The sequence below is a fragment of the Shewanella hafniensis genome, from assembly GCF_019655335.1.
Classification (GTDB): domain Bacteria; phylum Pseudomonadota; class Gammaproteobacteria; order Enterobacterales; family Shewanellaceae; genus Shewanella; species Shewanella hafniensis.
This window is the reverse complement of sequence record NZ_BPFD01000060.1, coordinates 14,095-29,709: the sequence shown is the minus strand read 5'-3', so window position 1 is coordinate 29,709 and position 15,615 is coordinate 14,095. Positions and strand designations below refer to the sequence as shown.

The following is a 15,615-nucleotide window of genomic DNA, read 5'->3' as shown; positions in this document are numbered from 1 at the left end:
CTTCAGTATCATCTACAGTCGTTAACCTAGAAAATCGAATTTTTTTAGAATTTAGAATTAAAGCTAAGTTTTCGATGGTCGTATAATGATGTAATTTCATATATTTCTAATTTACTTTCACAGTTTGGGGTAAACGCCTAGGCACATAACGTTTTAGTATTTATGCGCTGCGCTGTTTGCAGGGCATAAATCGCTTGTTGGACTTGGCCGCTGCCACATCCGTGTAAATGGGTATGAATAATGCTATAGGAATTTGCTTTTTTGCGGTAGGAAAAAAATCTGGCCATAAAGAAATGATAGGACATGCATTTTTTTCACTATGGTGACTGTGTTAATGACTCTTCCAAAGCTATGTCTGCTTAGATGGTACTTCGATCTTGGTATTGAACTTCGGGTAGTTCTGGCTATCAGGATGCACGGTAGTTAACGGGATTAAGCACTGGCGTGTAAGTGACCGTCCGTGACAGGGATGTCACGGTCGAGCACACAGGGATGTGCTTGCTGCGTGTCACTGGAATGGCAGTGCTTAATCAATTCTCACGTCATTTATAGCCGAATAATCATATCTTTAGAGGCATTCTGAGTTGAGTCAAGTTGAACAATTAGGGACGAAGCCCCACGACTTTGATTTTGATTTAGAAGAACAAACGAAGTTTGTAAGCTTAGGCCCTCTTTTGATAGTTGACATATAATGTCATCCGGCTATGATGCCGATACCACAGGTTATACAAACAAAGATCTTATAAATGAAAAAGTTATTAATTATGTTTGCGATGATTTTTGCGGTTAGCTTTGTTGCTAGTCCAGTCGCAGAAGCGAAAAAGTTCGGCGGTAGTAAGTCTATTGGCAAGAGTCATCAAACAGCGCCTGCTCAACCAGCGGCGACTAACACACCGACTACGGCACCAGCGGGCGCGCCGGGCAAGAAAGGTATGATGGGCGGCATGTTAGGCGGTTTATTAGCGGGCGGCCTATTGGCTGCGCTGTTTATGGGTGAAGGTTTTGAAAATATTCAATTTATGGATATTTTGATTATCGCTCTGTTGGCATTCGTGCTGTTTAAAATTGTCCGTACTCTGATGGCCTCAAAAGCGGGGGCGCAGCCAAGACCAGCCTACGCGGGTGCTGGCCAACCCAATCCAAATATGCAGCGCCAACAGACTGAACAAACAGGTTTTGCCACCAATGCTACAAATAATGCAAACAGTGGCAGCAATAGTTTTGGCCAAGCGACAAGCGCAGTTCCCTTTAATTTACCTGCGGGTTTTGATTTACCCGGCTTTTTGGAAGGTGCGCGTAGCCACTACAAAACCTTGCAATTGGCGTGGAATGAAAACGACTTAAGCAAAATCCAAGAGTATGTTTCGATTGAGCTTTACAATGAACTCAGCAACCAACGCCGCGAGTTAGTGGGCGAGCAGCACACTGAAGTGATGTTTTTGGATGCAGAACTTGTCCGCGCCACACACAATGCCAATCTTGCGGAAGTGAGCGTTAAATTTAGCGGCCGCTATCGTGATACCGTTGAAGGCGTAGAAGAGGACATTAAGGAAATCTGGCATTTAGAGCGTAACGTAACGCAAGCCAATTCACCTTGGTTGATCGTTGGTATCGAACAGTAATCTGCCCGTTTTCAAAAGCAGCCTTAATCTGTTAATAGCTAAATAAAAATCCCCGCATTAAGCGGGGATTTTTGCTTTTTAAAGGGTTACACAAATTGCCTGATGGCGATCGCGATGATCAGTACTGGGCACACATACTTCACGTACCTTGGCCAAATGCGCCAGAAGAGTCCTGTGGTATCGACACCCTCTTGTCCACGAATCGCCTTGAGTAACTGGCTTTGGCGCCAAATCCAACCTAAGTAAATCGCAATGCCGAGGGCGACCAGCGGCTGGGCGATTTGGGTGGTGAGCATAATAGTGAAGCTAAATAGCGTCTCAAAAAATACCGCCAGCAATAGGGATAATGAGGTCAGTAATAGGCCGATGATCAAGGTGGCGCGCTGGCGGCTGAGTTTGAATTTTTGCATCACATAGCTAGTCGGGACTTCGGCGATGGAAATGGCAGAAGTCAGGCCGGCGATGATCAGCAGAATAAAAAACACCACGCTAATGATGAGGTTGGCCGTGTCACCTAAGGTCGAAAATAATGCGGGTAAAACAGTAAACACCAGCGCATCTGAGTCGAGTAGTTTGCCTTCGGCGTTAAAAATCTGCACGCCATTGTGCTGGGCCACATACATGGCTGGGATGATTAAAAAGGCGGCGAGAAAGGCGATGCCGCTATCGGTAAAGGCAACCCATACGGTCAGCTTAGCGATATTCTCTTTTTGGCTCAAATAGCTGCCATAAACCATCATGGCACCTGTGCCTATGGTGAGTGAGAAGAAGGTTTGTCCGAGCGCACTGATCAAGGTATCTGGCGCCAGTGCCTTGGTAAAGTTAGGCGTTAATAGTGCTGTAATGCCTTCGCTCGCGCCATTAAGGGTAAAGATATACGTCACGCCCGCGATCAGCATGATCAACAATAACGGCATTAAGCGTTTCGACCATTTTTCTATGCCGTCTTGCACGCCTTGCAGCAATACCAGAAACACGAGTGTGCTGAAGATCAGCGTGAACACCAGATTACGTGACAGCGAGAAATCCACTAACCAAGCGGCGGTATCGTTCGAACCAAAGGCTGTGGCAATCGGGGCGATGGCGTAGCTGACAAACCAGCCAGAAAGAATGCTGTAGAAGGTATAAATCAATCCCGCGGTGACGATGGAAATCAAACCTATCGCCTTGCCTAAATTGCGAGTTAGGGTGTTGAAGCCGAGTTTGCCCATGGCATCGGCGGGGTTGGTTTGTCCGTGGCGACCTATCATGAGTTCAGCCATGAGCATGGGAATGCCTAGGATAAAAATCAGTACTAGGTAAACCAGTAAAAAGGCACCGCCGCCATGGGTGGCCGCTTGGGTGGGGAATCCCCAAATGTTACCTACACCCACGGCGCTACCGGCTGCCGCCATGATAAAACCTAAGCGTGAGCTGAAGTGGTTAGTCGAACTTGTATTGGCCGATTGCATTGTGCCTCCCGTAAAAAGAAGGCGTATCTTAGGCGGATAAATAAGAAGTTCAACGCAATTTTAGTGCGTTAAATTGATGTTAATCAGCAATTTATATTCCTATTTTGCTGGTAATTTGGCGTTATATTTCTTCTTGTTGTGTTTTTCGAGACTATATTGCGTGTAGTGACGACTAGTGAGCTCACTTTAGTGAATAATTGCGATGATAAAAATGCAATGAATTGTGATCTTATGGTCAAAAAATACCGTATGGCAGAAGCTTAGTGGGTATTTTGATGCTATGACTTTACTTGAGCCGCGATTATGACTGGATAAGTCTGAGTCATGTCGCAACATTGAGTGTCAGAACGCCGTATCTTTTACTGAGCCTATGGTTGAATGGTGATATGGCTTAAGGGAATGGCCGTGTGGTCTTTGACCTTTTTCAACACAAAGCTGGAATGCACACCTGCGATATGCACATTCGTCGTGAGTTTATCTAACAGGAAAGTGCGAAAGTGCGCCATATCTTGCACTAACACTTTGAGTTGGTAGTCGGCTTCAGAACCTGTGATCAGCGCGCATTCTTGGACTTCTTCGTAGGCCAGTACATTGGCTTCAAATTGATTAAGAATTGCTGGCGTGTGTTTTTCCATCCGCACATGGATATACGCGGTCAAATGCAGGTTGAATTTATCCGCCGACAGACGCGTTGCATAATCGGCAATATAGCCCGCTTCTTCTAGGGCTTTAACACGGCGCGAGCAAGGGGACGGCGATAGGCCGACTTTATTGGCCAGTTCGAGGTTGGACAATCTGCCGTGGGTTTGCAGTAAACGCAAAATGGTTAAATCGAGTTGATCGAGTTTGTATGGGTGAGTTTCTGTCATCGAAAGCTTAGGGTTAGCTGGGTCAGCCCCTAGTTTGCCAGCCTTAGCCAAGTTTGCCAAAAATCTTGAGTAATCAGGTTGTAAAAGTTGGGGGAGTGATCACCTTTACTGACTGTGAGTGAGGGCGCGCTGTCTGGATCTCCCAGCATTAACCGCTATAGTTATGATACTAATAAGAGTGAGACACTGTATGCGCTTGAGTTTGCTGTTAATCTGCCTATTAATCTTACCGACGTATGCATTTTCTGCCTCGATAACCATTGGTAGTGCGTTAAATCGCCCACCCTATATTATCGAAGATGCCGAATCGGGACTTGAGATTGATATTATTAAGGCCGCTTTTAAGGAAATGGGCCAGTCAGTTAACTTCAAATTTTACTCTCGTAAGCGCCAAATCTTATATTTCAACAAAGACAGATTAGATGCTGTGATGACCATGAATCCCGCAAATGGTGTCGATGGCTATTGGTCTAATGATTATGTCGACTATACCAATGTGGCGATTAGCTTGGCTGCGCAACACCTTGAAATAAAAAGTATTGCCGATCTTAAAAACTACAGTATCGCAGCCTTTGAAAATGCTCGCTTGTTGCTCGGTGCTGAATTTAATGCCGTAGCGCAACAGACGATTTATCGCGAAGTCGATACTCAATTAAGCCAGAATCGTATGTTGTACTTAGGCCGGATTAATACTGTGATTGCCGACCGTTATATCTTTACCCAATTGAATAGGTTTGTTGAACCCAATATCGACACCCAGCAAGCATTGAGCTATCACTTTATTTTCCCACCGACATCCTATCGCATGGTGTTCCACAACTCAGTCGCGCGGGACACGTTTAATCAAGGGTTGGCAAAAATTAAGGCTAATGGAGTTTATCAGGCCTTAGTGGCCAAATACTTAGGCAGTGCTTAGCTAGGCCTAAGTATTTGGAGAGACTCGGTTGAGGTGATCAACAACAGAGGTTAGGGTTTGGCCTTGTTCACGAGCGCTTGCGGGAGTGGACGCAGCTTACTGACTAAGAACACGCTCAAGCAGCTGATGAAGGCGGCTAAAAAGGTCGAAAACAGCACATCTTGTGGCCAGTGCATCCCTAACAGCATGCGGCTCAATCCCATCAAAAATCCCCAGCTCCATAATGCTATTACAAGGCTAGGTAAGCCAGCTAGCAGTAGATAGTAACTGGCGGTGAGCACGAGCGTCACTGCAAAAATGGTATGTCCAGAGGGGAAGGAATAACCGATTTCATTTTCCCAATGCTGGTGGATGCGCGAATCGAGCCTCATCTCAGGCTCTGCCACTTTTAAGCCATCGAGCGCATTGGATATTGTCTCGGAGCGCCCCTGCTTATCCAATTGATAAAAGGCATCGAGTGAAAGCTGCTCGTTCGTAGGCAGTGCTTGCTCAGCCAAAAAGACCAGATTAGGTCTGGGCTCTTTGAAATAGGATTTGAGCGTATGGCTCACACTTAAGCTAATGACTTGGCTGAGACCTATGGCTAAAAACAAATTCATAAAGAGGGCTTTAGGCATAAGACGATAGGCGATAGCCAGCACAAACAACACAGTGGCTACGCCATAGGGCGCCGTGCCCGTCATGGTAATCCAATATAAAGTTTGGGCTAAGTGAGAGTGCAGATCGATCAGTGGGAACAGCTGATTCTGGGTCAGTAACAGTAAGCCAGGAATGCTTGCCAGCAATAACCAAGCAAAGCTTAAACGGCGGAAAAGATAGGCGCTATGGGTCAAAATATAAGCCTCTTGATAAACGCCATAGGCTACAACGCGGCAATGGCTTTGCCAATCAAAAAAAATCCCGACAGCAAAAAGTGGCGCTGTCGGGGGTCTTCAAGGGTGGATTGGTAGGGCGTTGTTACGCCGTGTTCTTGGGTTGATGCCTGGTGACAAACATCAAAATCAGCAGGACAACGAGCAGTAATCCTGTGCCCATCAGCAGGGCGTAATCTTCCAGTTGCAGTATCGAGTACAGTACGGCATATAAACTCACCAGCATAATGCTCACTATCGCACCGCGCTTGATACTTGCCGTGGCGCTGCCGACATAGGCGGATACCGATAGCACAGGAATACAGGCGGCAATTAAATAGGCATGCAAGAAGGCTAAATGCTCAGATAGCGACAGCAGGAGCAAATAGAACAAGGCCATGGCGCTGCCGACTAACACATATTGAATCGTACTAAGACTGGTTTTTTGCCCCAGCTCAAAAATAAATAACATGATAAAAGTCAGTACGATAAACAGTAGGCCGTATTTTACTGAGCGTTCAATCTTGCCGTAGTGAGTCACGGGCTCGAACAGAATCGCATTGGCCGACACTTCGGTCAGGGTCGATTGATTACTCTTAATAAACTCCTGCGGGTAGTTACGGGTTAAGTGACTGATATTCCAGCTTGCGGTAAAACCCCGTGCGTTAATATCACGTTCTGCGGGTAATAATCCCTTGAAGCTCGGGTGTGGCCAATCCGCATGAATATTGAGCAGGGTTTGTTCGCCCAGCGGTAAGGCACTAATCGACTGCGAGCCGCGCAGTGTCATCGCAAAGTCCACACTAAAGTCACTCGCTTCACCGACTTGTACACCTTGGTTGAAGCCTTTTTCTAAGCCGCCAGTGGTGCCTAAACCTGTGCCCGACATCAGCGAGCCTGACAGCGTGACCGCCTCACCCGTTAATTCAAGTTTATCCACTTTATCAATGGCTTGATTTGATGAGACACCAAAGGCGAGGCGCGCATTTTTATTGTCAAAGGCAATGAGGTTGGGGATTTCATAATGACTTAAACTGAAATCTGCTTTGCCTTGCAAAGTGGCGTTATAAACTAAGGATTGATAAATGCCGCGGGTACGGAAATCATGTTTGAGATCTAAATCTAGTTTGAGTTTTTTCGGCAGTATGACCAATTCATCTTGATAGGTACGCTTTACTTGATGGCGATTTTTGCCATCGGCGCTGACTTCTTCCTGCATCACAAAATAGCTATAGGGAATGACAAGCACAGGTCCTGAGAGCGTTTGCTGCTCGCCCCATGAACGGCCAATTTCATCGACAACACTGTGGTACAGGGCTTCGCGATCTGAGGTCATGTCCATGATGATCCCTAATGGGATCAAAGCTAAGATCGACAGTATGCCTATGGTTAACGCTTTCAATAGAGTCGTGTTTTTAGCGAGTGACGTCCCTTTACTGTGTGAGGACAATGCCTGTGGCGATTCCATGTCTATTCCTTGATTTTGATTAAATTTTTTGAGGAGTGCGCGCACCACTAAATAGGCCGCGCCACCAAATAAGGCCAAACTAAGTAGGGTGAGTACCCAGAAAATAATACTGAACATTGGATTTCATTCCCTATGAAATACGACCGAGACTTCACCGCTAAGATTGTGCTGAGTTAGCTCGGTATCACGGCGGGTATTAAAACAGATTTCCCCGTAAGAGTTGCGGGCAAGTTGCTGATCAATAGTGGCAAAATTATGGCAATTACCGCTAAATCCATACTCATTAATCCCGTTTATAAATCTGAGATTGGGGTGTCTTTACCAAATTTGGGGTGTTTTGCCTCATAGTCGTCTTCTGTTCGAATATGCTTAAGCAGTGTTTCGAAGCTTTGCTTAAAGACGTCAAGTTCGGCGGAATAGACTACGGCATGGTGGGAAAACCAGTGCTGTTTTTCCCGCTCACGGTTACTGTAATCGGGCCAAATACGCAGCTCATACTCATCACCTATGACGACAATGACATAGGCGATGGCGCCATTGCTAAAGATGATGCATTGGGGCAGATAAACCAGCTCTTCACCTTTAAATAACTCATACCAGATTGCTTCGGTGCGCCAACTCACTATCGGTAGCGGCGCTTTGATAGAGCAACCAATGGACTGATGTTGATTGAACAATACGGCGTTAATGTCATCCATTGAAAAGGGCTGGTGATCGCCATTTTTAGCGGCAAGTGAATACAAAATATTCATTAAAAATGGCAGCTTAGTGCCATTGCCCGTTTTGCGGCCGCAGAGTTGTGCTTGGCGATAGTAGAGATTCATCATCAATCCTTAATGAGGCGTCAGCGCGCGGTCGGCGCTACCTTGAGCCGTGTAACTCACAAGGCTGTAAAGCGATAGCCGTTAAGTTATAAATGGCTTATGTTATCCGAATAGCGCGCTGCATGAGCTGGTTTGCGGTGTATTTTAGGGGCTCATTTGAAAGATACAAACTACATCAGCATTTTTTAGAATCTTAGTTTTGTCTGTTGGGCTTAGTGTTTGCAGGTTTTACCTTAGGAAACGAGATGTCTAATCCCTTTTCACCCCGCGAATGGCTGCAATTAACGATGCAGCAGCAAGGATTATTGCAGCCACAGACTTCGGTGGCTGAGACTATCTCGCGCCTCAGTTATGTGCAAATCGACTCGATTAATGTGGTTGAACGGGCGCATCACCATGTATTGCATAGCCGTATGCCTGGATACCAGCCGAAGATGCTCGATTCGGCTTTGGCTAAAGGTGAGATTTTTGAATATTGGTCCCATGCGGCGGCTTATTTACCGATTGCCGATTATCGGTTTAGTTTGCAACGTAAACAACAGTTGCAAAATGGCGGTAAGCATTGGTTTGAACCCGATGATAAAGTGATGCAGGAAGTGCGGGCGAGAATCCTTGCAGAAGGGCCGCTCAAGGCCAGTGATTTTGAACACAGTGAAGGTAAAAATGGTGCCTGGTGGGATTGGAAACCTGCGAAAAAAGCCCTAGAGCAGCTCTTTATGCGTGGTGAGTTGATGGTAGTGCGGCGGGAAAAATTCCAGAAGGTTTACGATCTCACTGCGCGGGTGTTACCACAAGGTATTAATACTGAAGCACCAACAGAGGCTGAGTTTATCCGTTATCTGATTGATCGTTATCTCTATGCCCATGCCTTTGGCACAGCGGCGCAAATTGCCTATCTACGTAAAGGATTAAAATCAGCGGTTGCCCAAGAGCTGGTAGAGATGCACTCACAGGGGTTATTAGCCAGTTTTAAGGTTGCAGGCCAAAGTTACTTCTATCACTGTGCATTACAGCTCAATGCGCCATTATCTAATAAAGTCTGGCTGCTAAATCCTTTCGATAATTTATTAATCCAACGGCAACGACTAAAACAATGGTTTGATTTTGATTATCAAATTGAAGTCTATGTGCCCGCTGAAAAGCGTCGGTATGGTTATTATTCTTTAGCGATTCTGTGGCGCGACACTTTTGTTGGCCGTGTGGATGTGAAAGCCGATCGCCAAACGGGCATATTGCTATTACAGCAATTGACCTTAGAAGAGGGCGTGATGGTGAATGGCTTAGATGAGGATTTCTGTGCTGCATTTGACATCGCCATCAAGGAATACGCCTGCTTTAACAGTTGCGATCGCTGGAAGTTAGTTAAAGCAAATCATAAAGGCCTGAAGCAAAAATATGCACGGCAACAAAAGTGCTAGTCATCAGTCGTTTTAATTGGAATGTCCATAAAGCGAAAGCAGCCATACAGTAAGATTAGATACAGCAGTGGCAGCGCTGCAATGATTAAGGATGAAGTCGAAGTGCTATTGCTAGCAAGGCGATAGCAGGGAATATACACGGCGGGATAAACTAGGCTTCCCCATAGAAAACACTGATTCATCAATCGAGTGATAAAAGCGGGTTTAATGCTTGATTGACTGGCCAGTCCCATCAAACTGGCGAGGAGCACTCCGGGATAAGTGAGTAACGGTAGGCCACCGAGCAGGAGGAATGTCCAGCGTATTAGGCTCTCAAAAGTGATTAACTCCACAGCGGTTTCCATCACGCTTATCGTCTTCCCTCTGTTGATGCTTTGTCTAAATCACACAGGCTTGCAGGTCTATTTTGTAGGTCTATTTTACAGGTCTATATTGAGCTACGATCCCGTTGCATTTTGAGCCAGAATCCTTGTTGACACAGGTTACTGAAGGATTTCTGCTGCGGTGAAATAACGATTCCGCTTGATACTATCACTCGATAGTTTATCCAATAGTCTTCGCAAACATTATCAGATGTCGTCTCAAGCATGAGTTGATCTTGCTCGGTTTGCTGGCAGATCACCACGCCATTATCGAAGTGATACAGCGTTTCTACTTCATGAATAGTGAGGTCGTTATCTTGATAGCTATGGCTTTTACTCGACTGGTTCACTACCGATACTAAGCTTGGGTATCCGTGAATCGCAAGAATATAACTGGCGAGTTGCTGCATTGTTTCTCCAAGTGACGCACTGCTCAAAGCGTTAAAAACAAAAAAGCACAGCTGCGTTTTCGCCCACTGTGCTTTATTAAACAGATATAACCTAAGTTAGTCTGCAGCGTTGAGCTTTTTTTCTAGCTCATTGACTTGAGCTTGCAGCGCTTCTAATTTTTCGCGGGTTTTCAGTAGCACATGTTGCTGCACATCAAATTCTTCACGGGAAACCATATCCAACTTGAGCAATTGATTTTGCAGAACTTGCTTGCTGCGTTCTTCAAATTCACCGGCAAATTGCTTCAGACCGCTGGGCAAACTTTCGCTCAGTTGTTTCGCCATTTCTTCGATTTTCTTTGGATTGATCATGATCTTGTCCGCCTTTTCTCTGAATGAGTTGATTGTAACCCAGTGTGTTTGGTTTCAAAAGTAAAGCTAACGTGTAATGACTTTTTGTAAGCCGTTGTTGAGGCTTATATCACGGCCAAGCATGCCTATTGGGTTGAGTTCTGCTCAGACCAAGCGGGGATTTGTTAGCCTTAAAACCGCCGATTCTGCTATGATCCCATCCTTTTCTGTCGACTTGTTTGGATATTGCGCAAAGATGAAACTCAATCCCGCCCAAAACGATGCTGTTCATTATGTTTCAGGCCCTTGCCTAGTATTGGCGGGTGCGGGCAGTGGTAAGACGCGCGTTATTATCAATAAAATCGCTTACTTGGTCGAAAAGTGCGGCTATAAGGCGCGCAATATCGCGGCGGTGACCTTCACCAACAAGGCTGCCCGTGAGATGAAAGAGCGGGTCGCTCAGTCCATGGGACGCAAAGAGGCCAGAGGTCTGTGGATTTCAACCTTCCACACCTTAGGGCTTGAGATCATTAAACGTGAGCATAAGGTCTTAGGTTTAAAACCGGGTTTTTCGCTGTTTGATGATCAAGATACCTTAGCGCTACTCAAAGAGTTAACCCAAGACGAGTTAGATGAAGATAAAGATTTACTTAAAGCGCTCGCCAGTACGATTTCAAACTGGAAGGGCGGCTTAATTATTCCCGAGCACGCACGCAAAATTGCTAAAGATGAGCAACAGCACTTATTTGCTATGTTGTATCAGCGTTATGCCCAGCATATGAAAGCCTATAACGCTTTAGATTTTGACGATTTGATTCTGATGCCAACCTTATTGTTGCGACACCATGAAGAAGTGCGTACCCGCTGGCAAACCAAGATCCAATACTTGCTGGTGGATGAATATCAAGATACCAATACCAGCCAATATGAAATGGTAAAGCTGTTAGTGGGTGAGCGGGCGCGCTTTACCGTAGTGGGTGACGACGATCAGTCTATCTATTCATGGCGCGGTGCTAAGCCACAAAACCTCGTATTATTGGGTAAAGATTTTCCGCAGCTTAAGTTAATTAAGCTCGAGCAGAATTACCGTTCTAGCCAACGGATCCTACGGGCTGCCAACATTCTTATCGCGAACAATCCCCATGTTTACGATAAAGCACTCTTTAGTGAGCTTGCCTATGGTGAGCCGCTGCGGGTGCTATTTGCCGCCAACGAGGAGCAAGAGGCCGAGCGTGTGGTCGCCGAAATTGTGCGGCACAAGTTTGTCGGCCGTACTCAATTTGGCGACTATGCGATTCTGTATCGCGGCAACCACCAATCGCGGTTACTCGAACGCGCGCTGATGACTAACCGTATTCCTTATAAATTGAGTGGCGGTACGTCATTCTTCGCCCGTGCTGAAATCAAAGACATCATGGGCTATCTAAAGCTGGTGGTGAATCCCGATGACGATAATGCTTTCCTGCGCATCGTTAACTTGCCTAAACGTGGCATAGGCCCATCGACTTTAGAACGCTTAGGTAATTTTGCCAACGAGAAGCATATTTCTATGTTTGCGGCGATTTTTGAGCCTGAACTGAATCATCATTTACCGCCTGCGGCTATGTCATCCCTGTATCAGTTTGGGCGTTTCATCGTCGAGACAGGGGATCATGCCGAGCGTGGTGAGCCTGTCGAGGCAGTGAAGCATTTGATCCGTAAGATCAATTATGAAGATTATCTATACGAAACCAGCACGAGTGCCAAAGCCGCTGAAATGCGGATGAAGAATATCTCAGAGCTTTATCGTTGGGTCACTGAGATGCTCGCAGGTGATGAATTAGATGAGCCAATGACCTTGCCTGAGGTCGTGACTCGACTGACGCTCAGAGACATGATGGAGCGCAATAGTGAGGATGAAGGTGGCGATCAGGTGCAGTTGATGACCTTGCATGCTTCTAAGGGCTTAGAGTTCCCGTTTGTGTTTATGGTGGGAGTGGAAGAGCGTATCTTGCCCCATCAAACCAGCATAGATGAGGACAATGTCGATGAAGAACGTCGCTTAGCCTACGTGGGCATCACTCGGGCTCAACGTGAACTGTGGTTTACCCTCTGCCGTGAAAGGCGCCAATTTGGCGAAACCATGCGTTGTGAGCCGAGTCGTTTTCTACTTGAGTTACCTCAAGACGATGTGGTGTGGGAAAATCGTAAACCACAGCAAACTGAGCAGGAGCGGATGCAAACGGGGCGAGCCAATATTTCTAGCTTAAGGGATATGTTTAAAAAATAGTGAGCGTTTCACTTACTGTTATTTAAAGTCAATCGCTTGGTTTTATTTAGGCATATTCGAGCTGAGCACAGCTCTGTGGTTGAGTGTCACTTAAGGTAAAAGTGTCGGCTAAAGCGGCCCCTTGACCCAGTTGATAACCCAGTTCACTGAAAATTCGTTTTTGTTCAGGGCTATCAATACCATCTACAAAGGTTTGCAGTTCTAAGGTTGATGCCGTTTTTTGATAGGCTGACATTAACTTAAGCTGTTGCTCGCCTTGTATTTGTTTGGTGAGGTTGGCATCGAGTTTTAAGCCTTTTATTGGCAGAAACAATAAGCTATTTAATGCACTATAGCCGCTACCGTACTGGCTGATACCGAGTTTTACCCCGAGCTTCTGTAACAATTCAAAGCCATTGATATGATTTTCAGTTTCCTGCACTAGGGCTTTTTCATTGAAGAATAACCACAAATGGCTCAGGTTTAACTGGGTTTGCTTGAGAGTGTTTTTCAAACTGCGCAGTACATGCTTATGCTTGAGATGTTGGCTCGAAAGCATGACATGTAATTCAACAGATTCATCATATTGCTTGAGGAGTTGGGGATAGCTGCTATCTATGATGCTGATCGTATATTTATCGAGCTCAACAGTAAGGTGTGACTGTTCAGCAAGCGCACTGAGTTGGTCTTGTTGCAAAAGTCCGCGCTGCGGATGTTGCCAGAACAAACGGCTTTCTAAAGCGCACACTTGCGCAGTGTGAAAATTGACGACAGGTAAATAACTGAGTTCGATTTCGGCATGGTGTAATGCATGCCTAAATTCAGTCTCTAACTCGACATCCTGTATAGCTTGATGTTGGGCGTTTTCATCAAAAATAACATAGCAGCCCTTACCATTGGCTTTTGCCTGATACATGGCAGTATCTGCATTACGCAACATAGATTCACTGGTATCGACTTTATGCTTACCACTGATGGTAATACCGATACTGGCGCCAGAGTTAAATTCCATGGTGCCGAGTCGATAGGGTTGGGATATTTTTTGGATCACTCTTTCTGATACATCTCTTGCATCGTTAATGTTGTTAATACTATCGAGCAAGATAACGAATTCATCGCCACCTAGGCGCGCTAAGGTGTCGTTATCACGAATGCAGGACTTGAGGCGGCTTGCGGTCTCAATTAAGAATTTATCGCCTTCTAAATGTCCCATAGTGTCGTTAATCTGTTTGAAGCGGTCGAGATCGATAAAGAGCAGGGCAAATTGTTCTAAGCTGTGGCGACGGACGTGCTTAATCGCGTGAGATAAGCGCTCCATAAACATAGCGCGGTTAGGCAAGCCTGTGAGCGCATCGTGTTTAGCATCGTGAACTAGCTTAGCTTCCATACTGCGACGTTGTTGAATTTCTTTCTCAAGGTTTTGATTGAGTTCGGCTAACGCTTTCGTACGGTCGATGACTTTTTCTTCTAGCTCTTCATAACTGCGCTGCAAGGACTCAGCGGACAGTTTCTTCTCAATAGCAGAACCAATGTGTTGCGAGACAAATGTCAGTAATTCTAAGTCTTTGACCTGGTAATTCTGCGTCATGCTAAAACTGTAAATCGTCAAGGCACCACGTACTTGATCATGGATAAAGAGAGGAATACCAATCCATTGATGCATAGTCTGAGTATGATTTAATTCTGGTGCTTGGGAATACAGCTCACCAGCGGCGATTAACGCATTGATACTATTTTGATCTAACAGCAGTGGCCGCTTATGTTTGAGCACATATTCGGTTAAGCCGTCCTGTAGCGGCCGAGTTCCTGGGTGCTTATTGGCTAATTGCGAGACATAAAAGGGAAACGTGAGATGTGTTTCTGTGTCATCCAAAAGCGCAATATAGCAATTGTTGGCAGGAATAAGATGTCGAATGACATTATGTAACTGGGCATAAAAGTCTGGGTTGTCGGCACTGGAACTGGCTAGTTCGGCAATTTCGAACAGTGATTTTTGTAAGCGTTCGGCTCTGCGTCTTTCATAGACTTCTAGTTTTAATTTATCATAGGCTTGGCTGAGTTCTCTGGTTCTTTGTTGAATGGCTTGTTCTAATTGTTCTTGATGCTTGAGCCGTTCCATTACTCCTGAGATATGGTGACAAATGAAGGTCATCAACTCGAGTTCGATTTCCCCATAGCTGACATTTGTGTCGTAGGTTTGTACGACTAACACTCCGGTTACTATGTCATCGTGTTTAATGGGCACGCCAAGCCATAAATGGCAGGGAGAACCTAAGTTAACGATTTCCTCTGCGGCAATGAGTTCATTGACTTTGTCATTATCACATAACAAAGCCTTACCTGTTCTAAGAACGTAGCCCGTTAATCCCTGCTGTAATAATGTTGATAATGATTGTTCTGGATAAAGCTCTGCAGGATGCGCGTCTTTTTCGTCGGCGAAAAAAGGGATAGCAAGCTCGCCGGTGCTGATATCAAGGGTTGAAATAAAAAAATTATCAGCGGGGATGAGTTGTTTTAGGTGGCTATGCACGCCAACATAGAATTCTTCGAGTGAAGAAGCATGGGTCGCAATATTGGATATTTCGAGTAATGCGTTTTGAATGATCTCAGCATGCTTATACTTATGCGCTAATTGTTTTAAGCGAATAATTTTTTTGCGTAAGCGTTCAGCTTCATTTACACGAGGCTGGCCAGTTTCATCTTCATCCTTAAACATGATACTCACTAGTTAAATATAGGGTTGCATTTACCAAACACTATAATTAGCATGAAATACTGTAACATCCAAGTCATATTTTGGCTGCATTTTGCTTTAAAAGTCAGCTAATGTGATAAAACTTGAGCAG

13 protein-coding genes are annotated in these 15,615 nt (G+C 45.4%); 4 read left to right on the top strand and 9 right to left on the bottom strand.

Annotated elements, in window-relative coordinates; translation table 11 throughout:
* Positions 1-746 precede the first annotated feature (746 nt).
* Positions 747-1,622, top strand: a complete 876-nt coding sequence (locus K5Q99_RS15990; protein WP_220777410.1) for a Tim44 domain-containing protein — start codon at positions 747-749, stop codon at positions 1,620-1,622.
* Positions 1,623-1,708: 86 nt separating this feature from the next.
* Here K5Q99_RS15990 and K5Q99_RS15985 read toward each other — a convergent pair whose 3' ends face one another.
* Positions 1,709-3,073, bottom strand: a complete 1,365-nt coding sequence (locus K5Q99_RS15985; protein WP_220777409.1) for a sodium-dependent transporter — start codon at positions 3,071-3,073, stop codon at positions 1,709-1,711.
* Positions 3,074-3,441: 368 nt separating this feature from the next.
* Positions 3,442-3,942, bottom strand: coding sequence for an Lrp/AsnC family transcriptional regulator (locus tag K5Q99_RS15980; RefSeq protein ID WP_006083449.1), 501 nt, complete (start codon positions 3,940-3,942; stop codon positions 3,442-3,444).
* Between the two features lie 190 nt (positions 3,943-4,132).
* Here K5Q99_RS15980 and K5Q99_RS15975 point away from each other — a divergent pair, with 190 nt between their 5' ends.
* Positions 4,133-4,858 (top strand): substrate-binding periplasmic protein, encoded by a 726-nt coding sequence (locus K5Q99_RS15975; RefSeq protein WP_106649172.1) that lies wholly within the window; start codon positions 4,133-4,135, stop codon positions 4,856-4,858.
* Between the two features lie 50 nt (positions 4,859-4,908).
* On the opposite strand, the gene K5Q99_RS15970 is transcribed toward K5Q99_RS15975, so the two are convergent.
* The 3 genes from K5Q99_RS15970 to K5Q99_RS15960 form a co-directional block, all read right to left on the bottom strand.
* On the bottom strand, positions 4,909-5,691 hold the full coding sequence (locus K5Q99_RS15970) for a phosphatase PAP2 family protein (RefSeq protein ID WP_220777408.1): 783 nt from the start codon (positions 5,689-5,691) through the stop codon (positions 4,909-4,911).
* A gap of 124 nt (positions 5,692-5,815) precedes the next feature.
* Positions 5,816-7,294: a cell envelope integrity protein CreD gene (creD, locus tag K5Q99_RS15965; RefSeq protein ID WP_220777407.1), complete on the bottom strand. Its 1,479-nt coding sequence runs from the start codon at positions 7,292-7,294 to the stop codon at positions 5,816-5,818.
* A gap of 176 nt (positions 7,295-7,470) precedes the next feature.
* Positions 7,471-8,001, bottom strand: coding sequence for a hypothetical protein (locus K5Q99_RS15960; RefSeq protein WP_220777406.1), 531 nt, complete (start codon positions 7,999-8,001; stop codon positions 7,471-7,473).
* A gap of 245 nt (positions 8,002-8,246) precedes the next feature.
* Here K5Q99_RS15960 and K5Q99_RS15955 point away from each other — a divergent pair, with 245 nt between their 5' ends.
* Entirely contained in the window at positions 8,247-9,419 is a 1,173-nt protein-coding gene (locus tag K5Q99_RS15955; protein WP_220777405.1) for a winged helix-turn-helix domain-containing protein, read from the top strand.
* Here the strand turns inward: K5Q99_RS15955 and K5Q99_RS15950 are convergent.
* From K5Q99_RS15950 to ubiK, 3 genes are all read right to left on the bottom strand, one after another.
* On the bottom strand, positions 9,416-9,763 hold the full coding sequence (locus K5Q99_RS15950; protein ID WP_220777411.1) for a hypothetical protein: 348 nt from the start codon (positions 9,761-9,763) through the stop codon (positions 9,416-9,418). The genes K5Q99_RS15955 and K5Q99_RS15950 overlap by 4 nt on opposite strands.
* Positions 9,764-9,846: 83 nt before the next feature.
* Positions 9,847-10,191, bottom strand: coding sequence for a hypothetical protein (locus K5Q99_RS15945; RefSeq protein ID WP_220591322.1), 345 nt, complete (start codon positions 10,189-10,191; stop codon positions 9,847-9,849).
* Between the two features lie 96 nt (positions 10,192-10,287).
* On the bottom strand, positions 10,288-10,542 hold the full coding sequence (ubiK, locus tag K5Q99_RS15940; RefSeq protein WP_106649178.1) for a ubiquinone biosynthesis accessory factor UbiK: 255 nt from the start codon (positions 10,540-10,542) through the stop codon (positions 10,288-10,290).
* 235 nt (positions 10,543-10,777) lie between these two features.
* Between ubiK and rep the strand changes: the two genes are divergently transcribed.
* On the top strand, positions 10,778-12,790 hold the full coding sequence (rep, locus tag K5Q99_RS15935) for a DNA helicase Rep (RefSeq protein ID WP_106649179.1): 2,013 nt from the start codon (positions 10,778-10,780) through the stop codon (positions 12,788-12,790).
* 46 nt (positions 12,791-12,836) lie between these two features.
* On the opposite strand, the gene K5Q99_RS15930 is transcribed toward rep, so the two are convergent.
* Positions 12,837-15,485 (bottom strand): sensor domain-containing phosphodiesterase, encoded by a 2,649-nt coding sequence (locus tag K5Q99_RS15930; RefSeq protein WP_220777404.1) that lies wholly within the window; start codon positions 15,483-15,485, stop codon positions 12,837-12,839.
* Positions 15,486-15,615 lie beyond the last annotated feature (130 nt).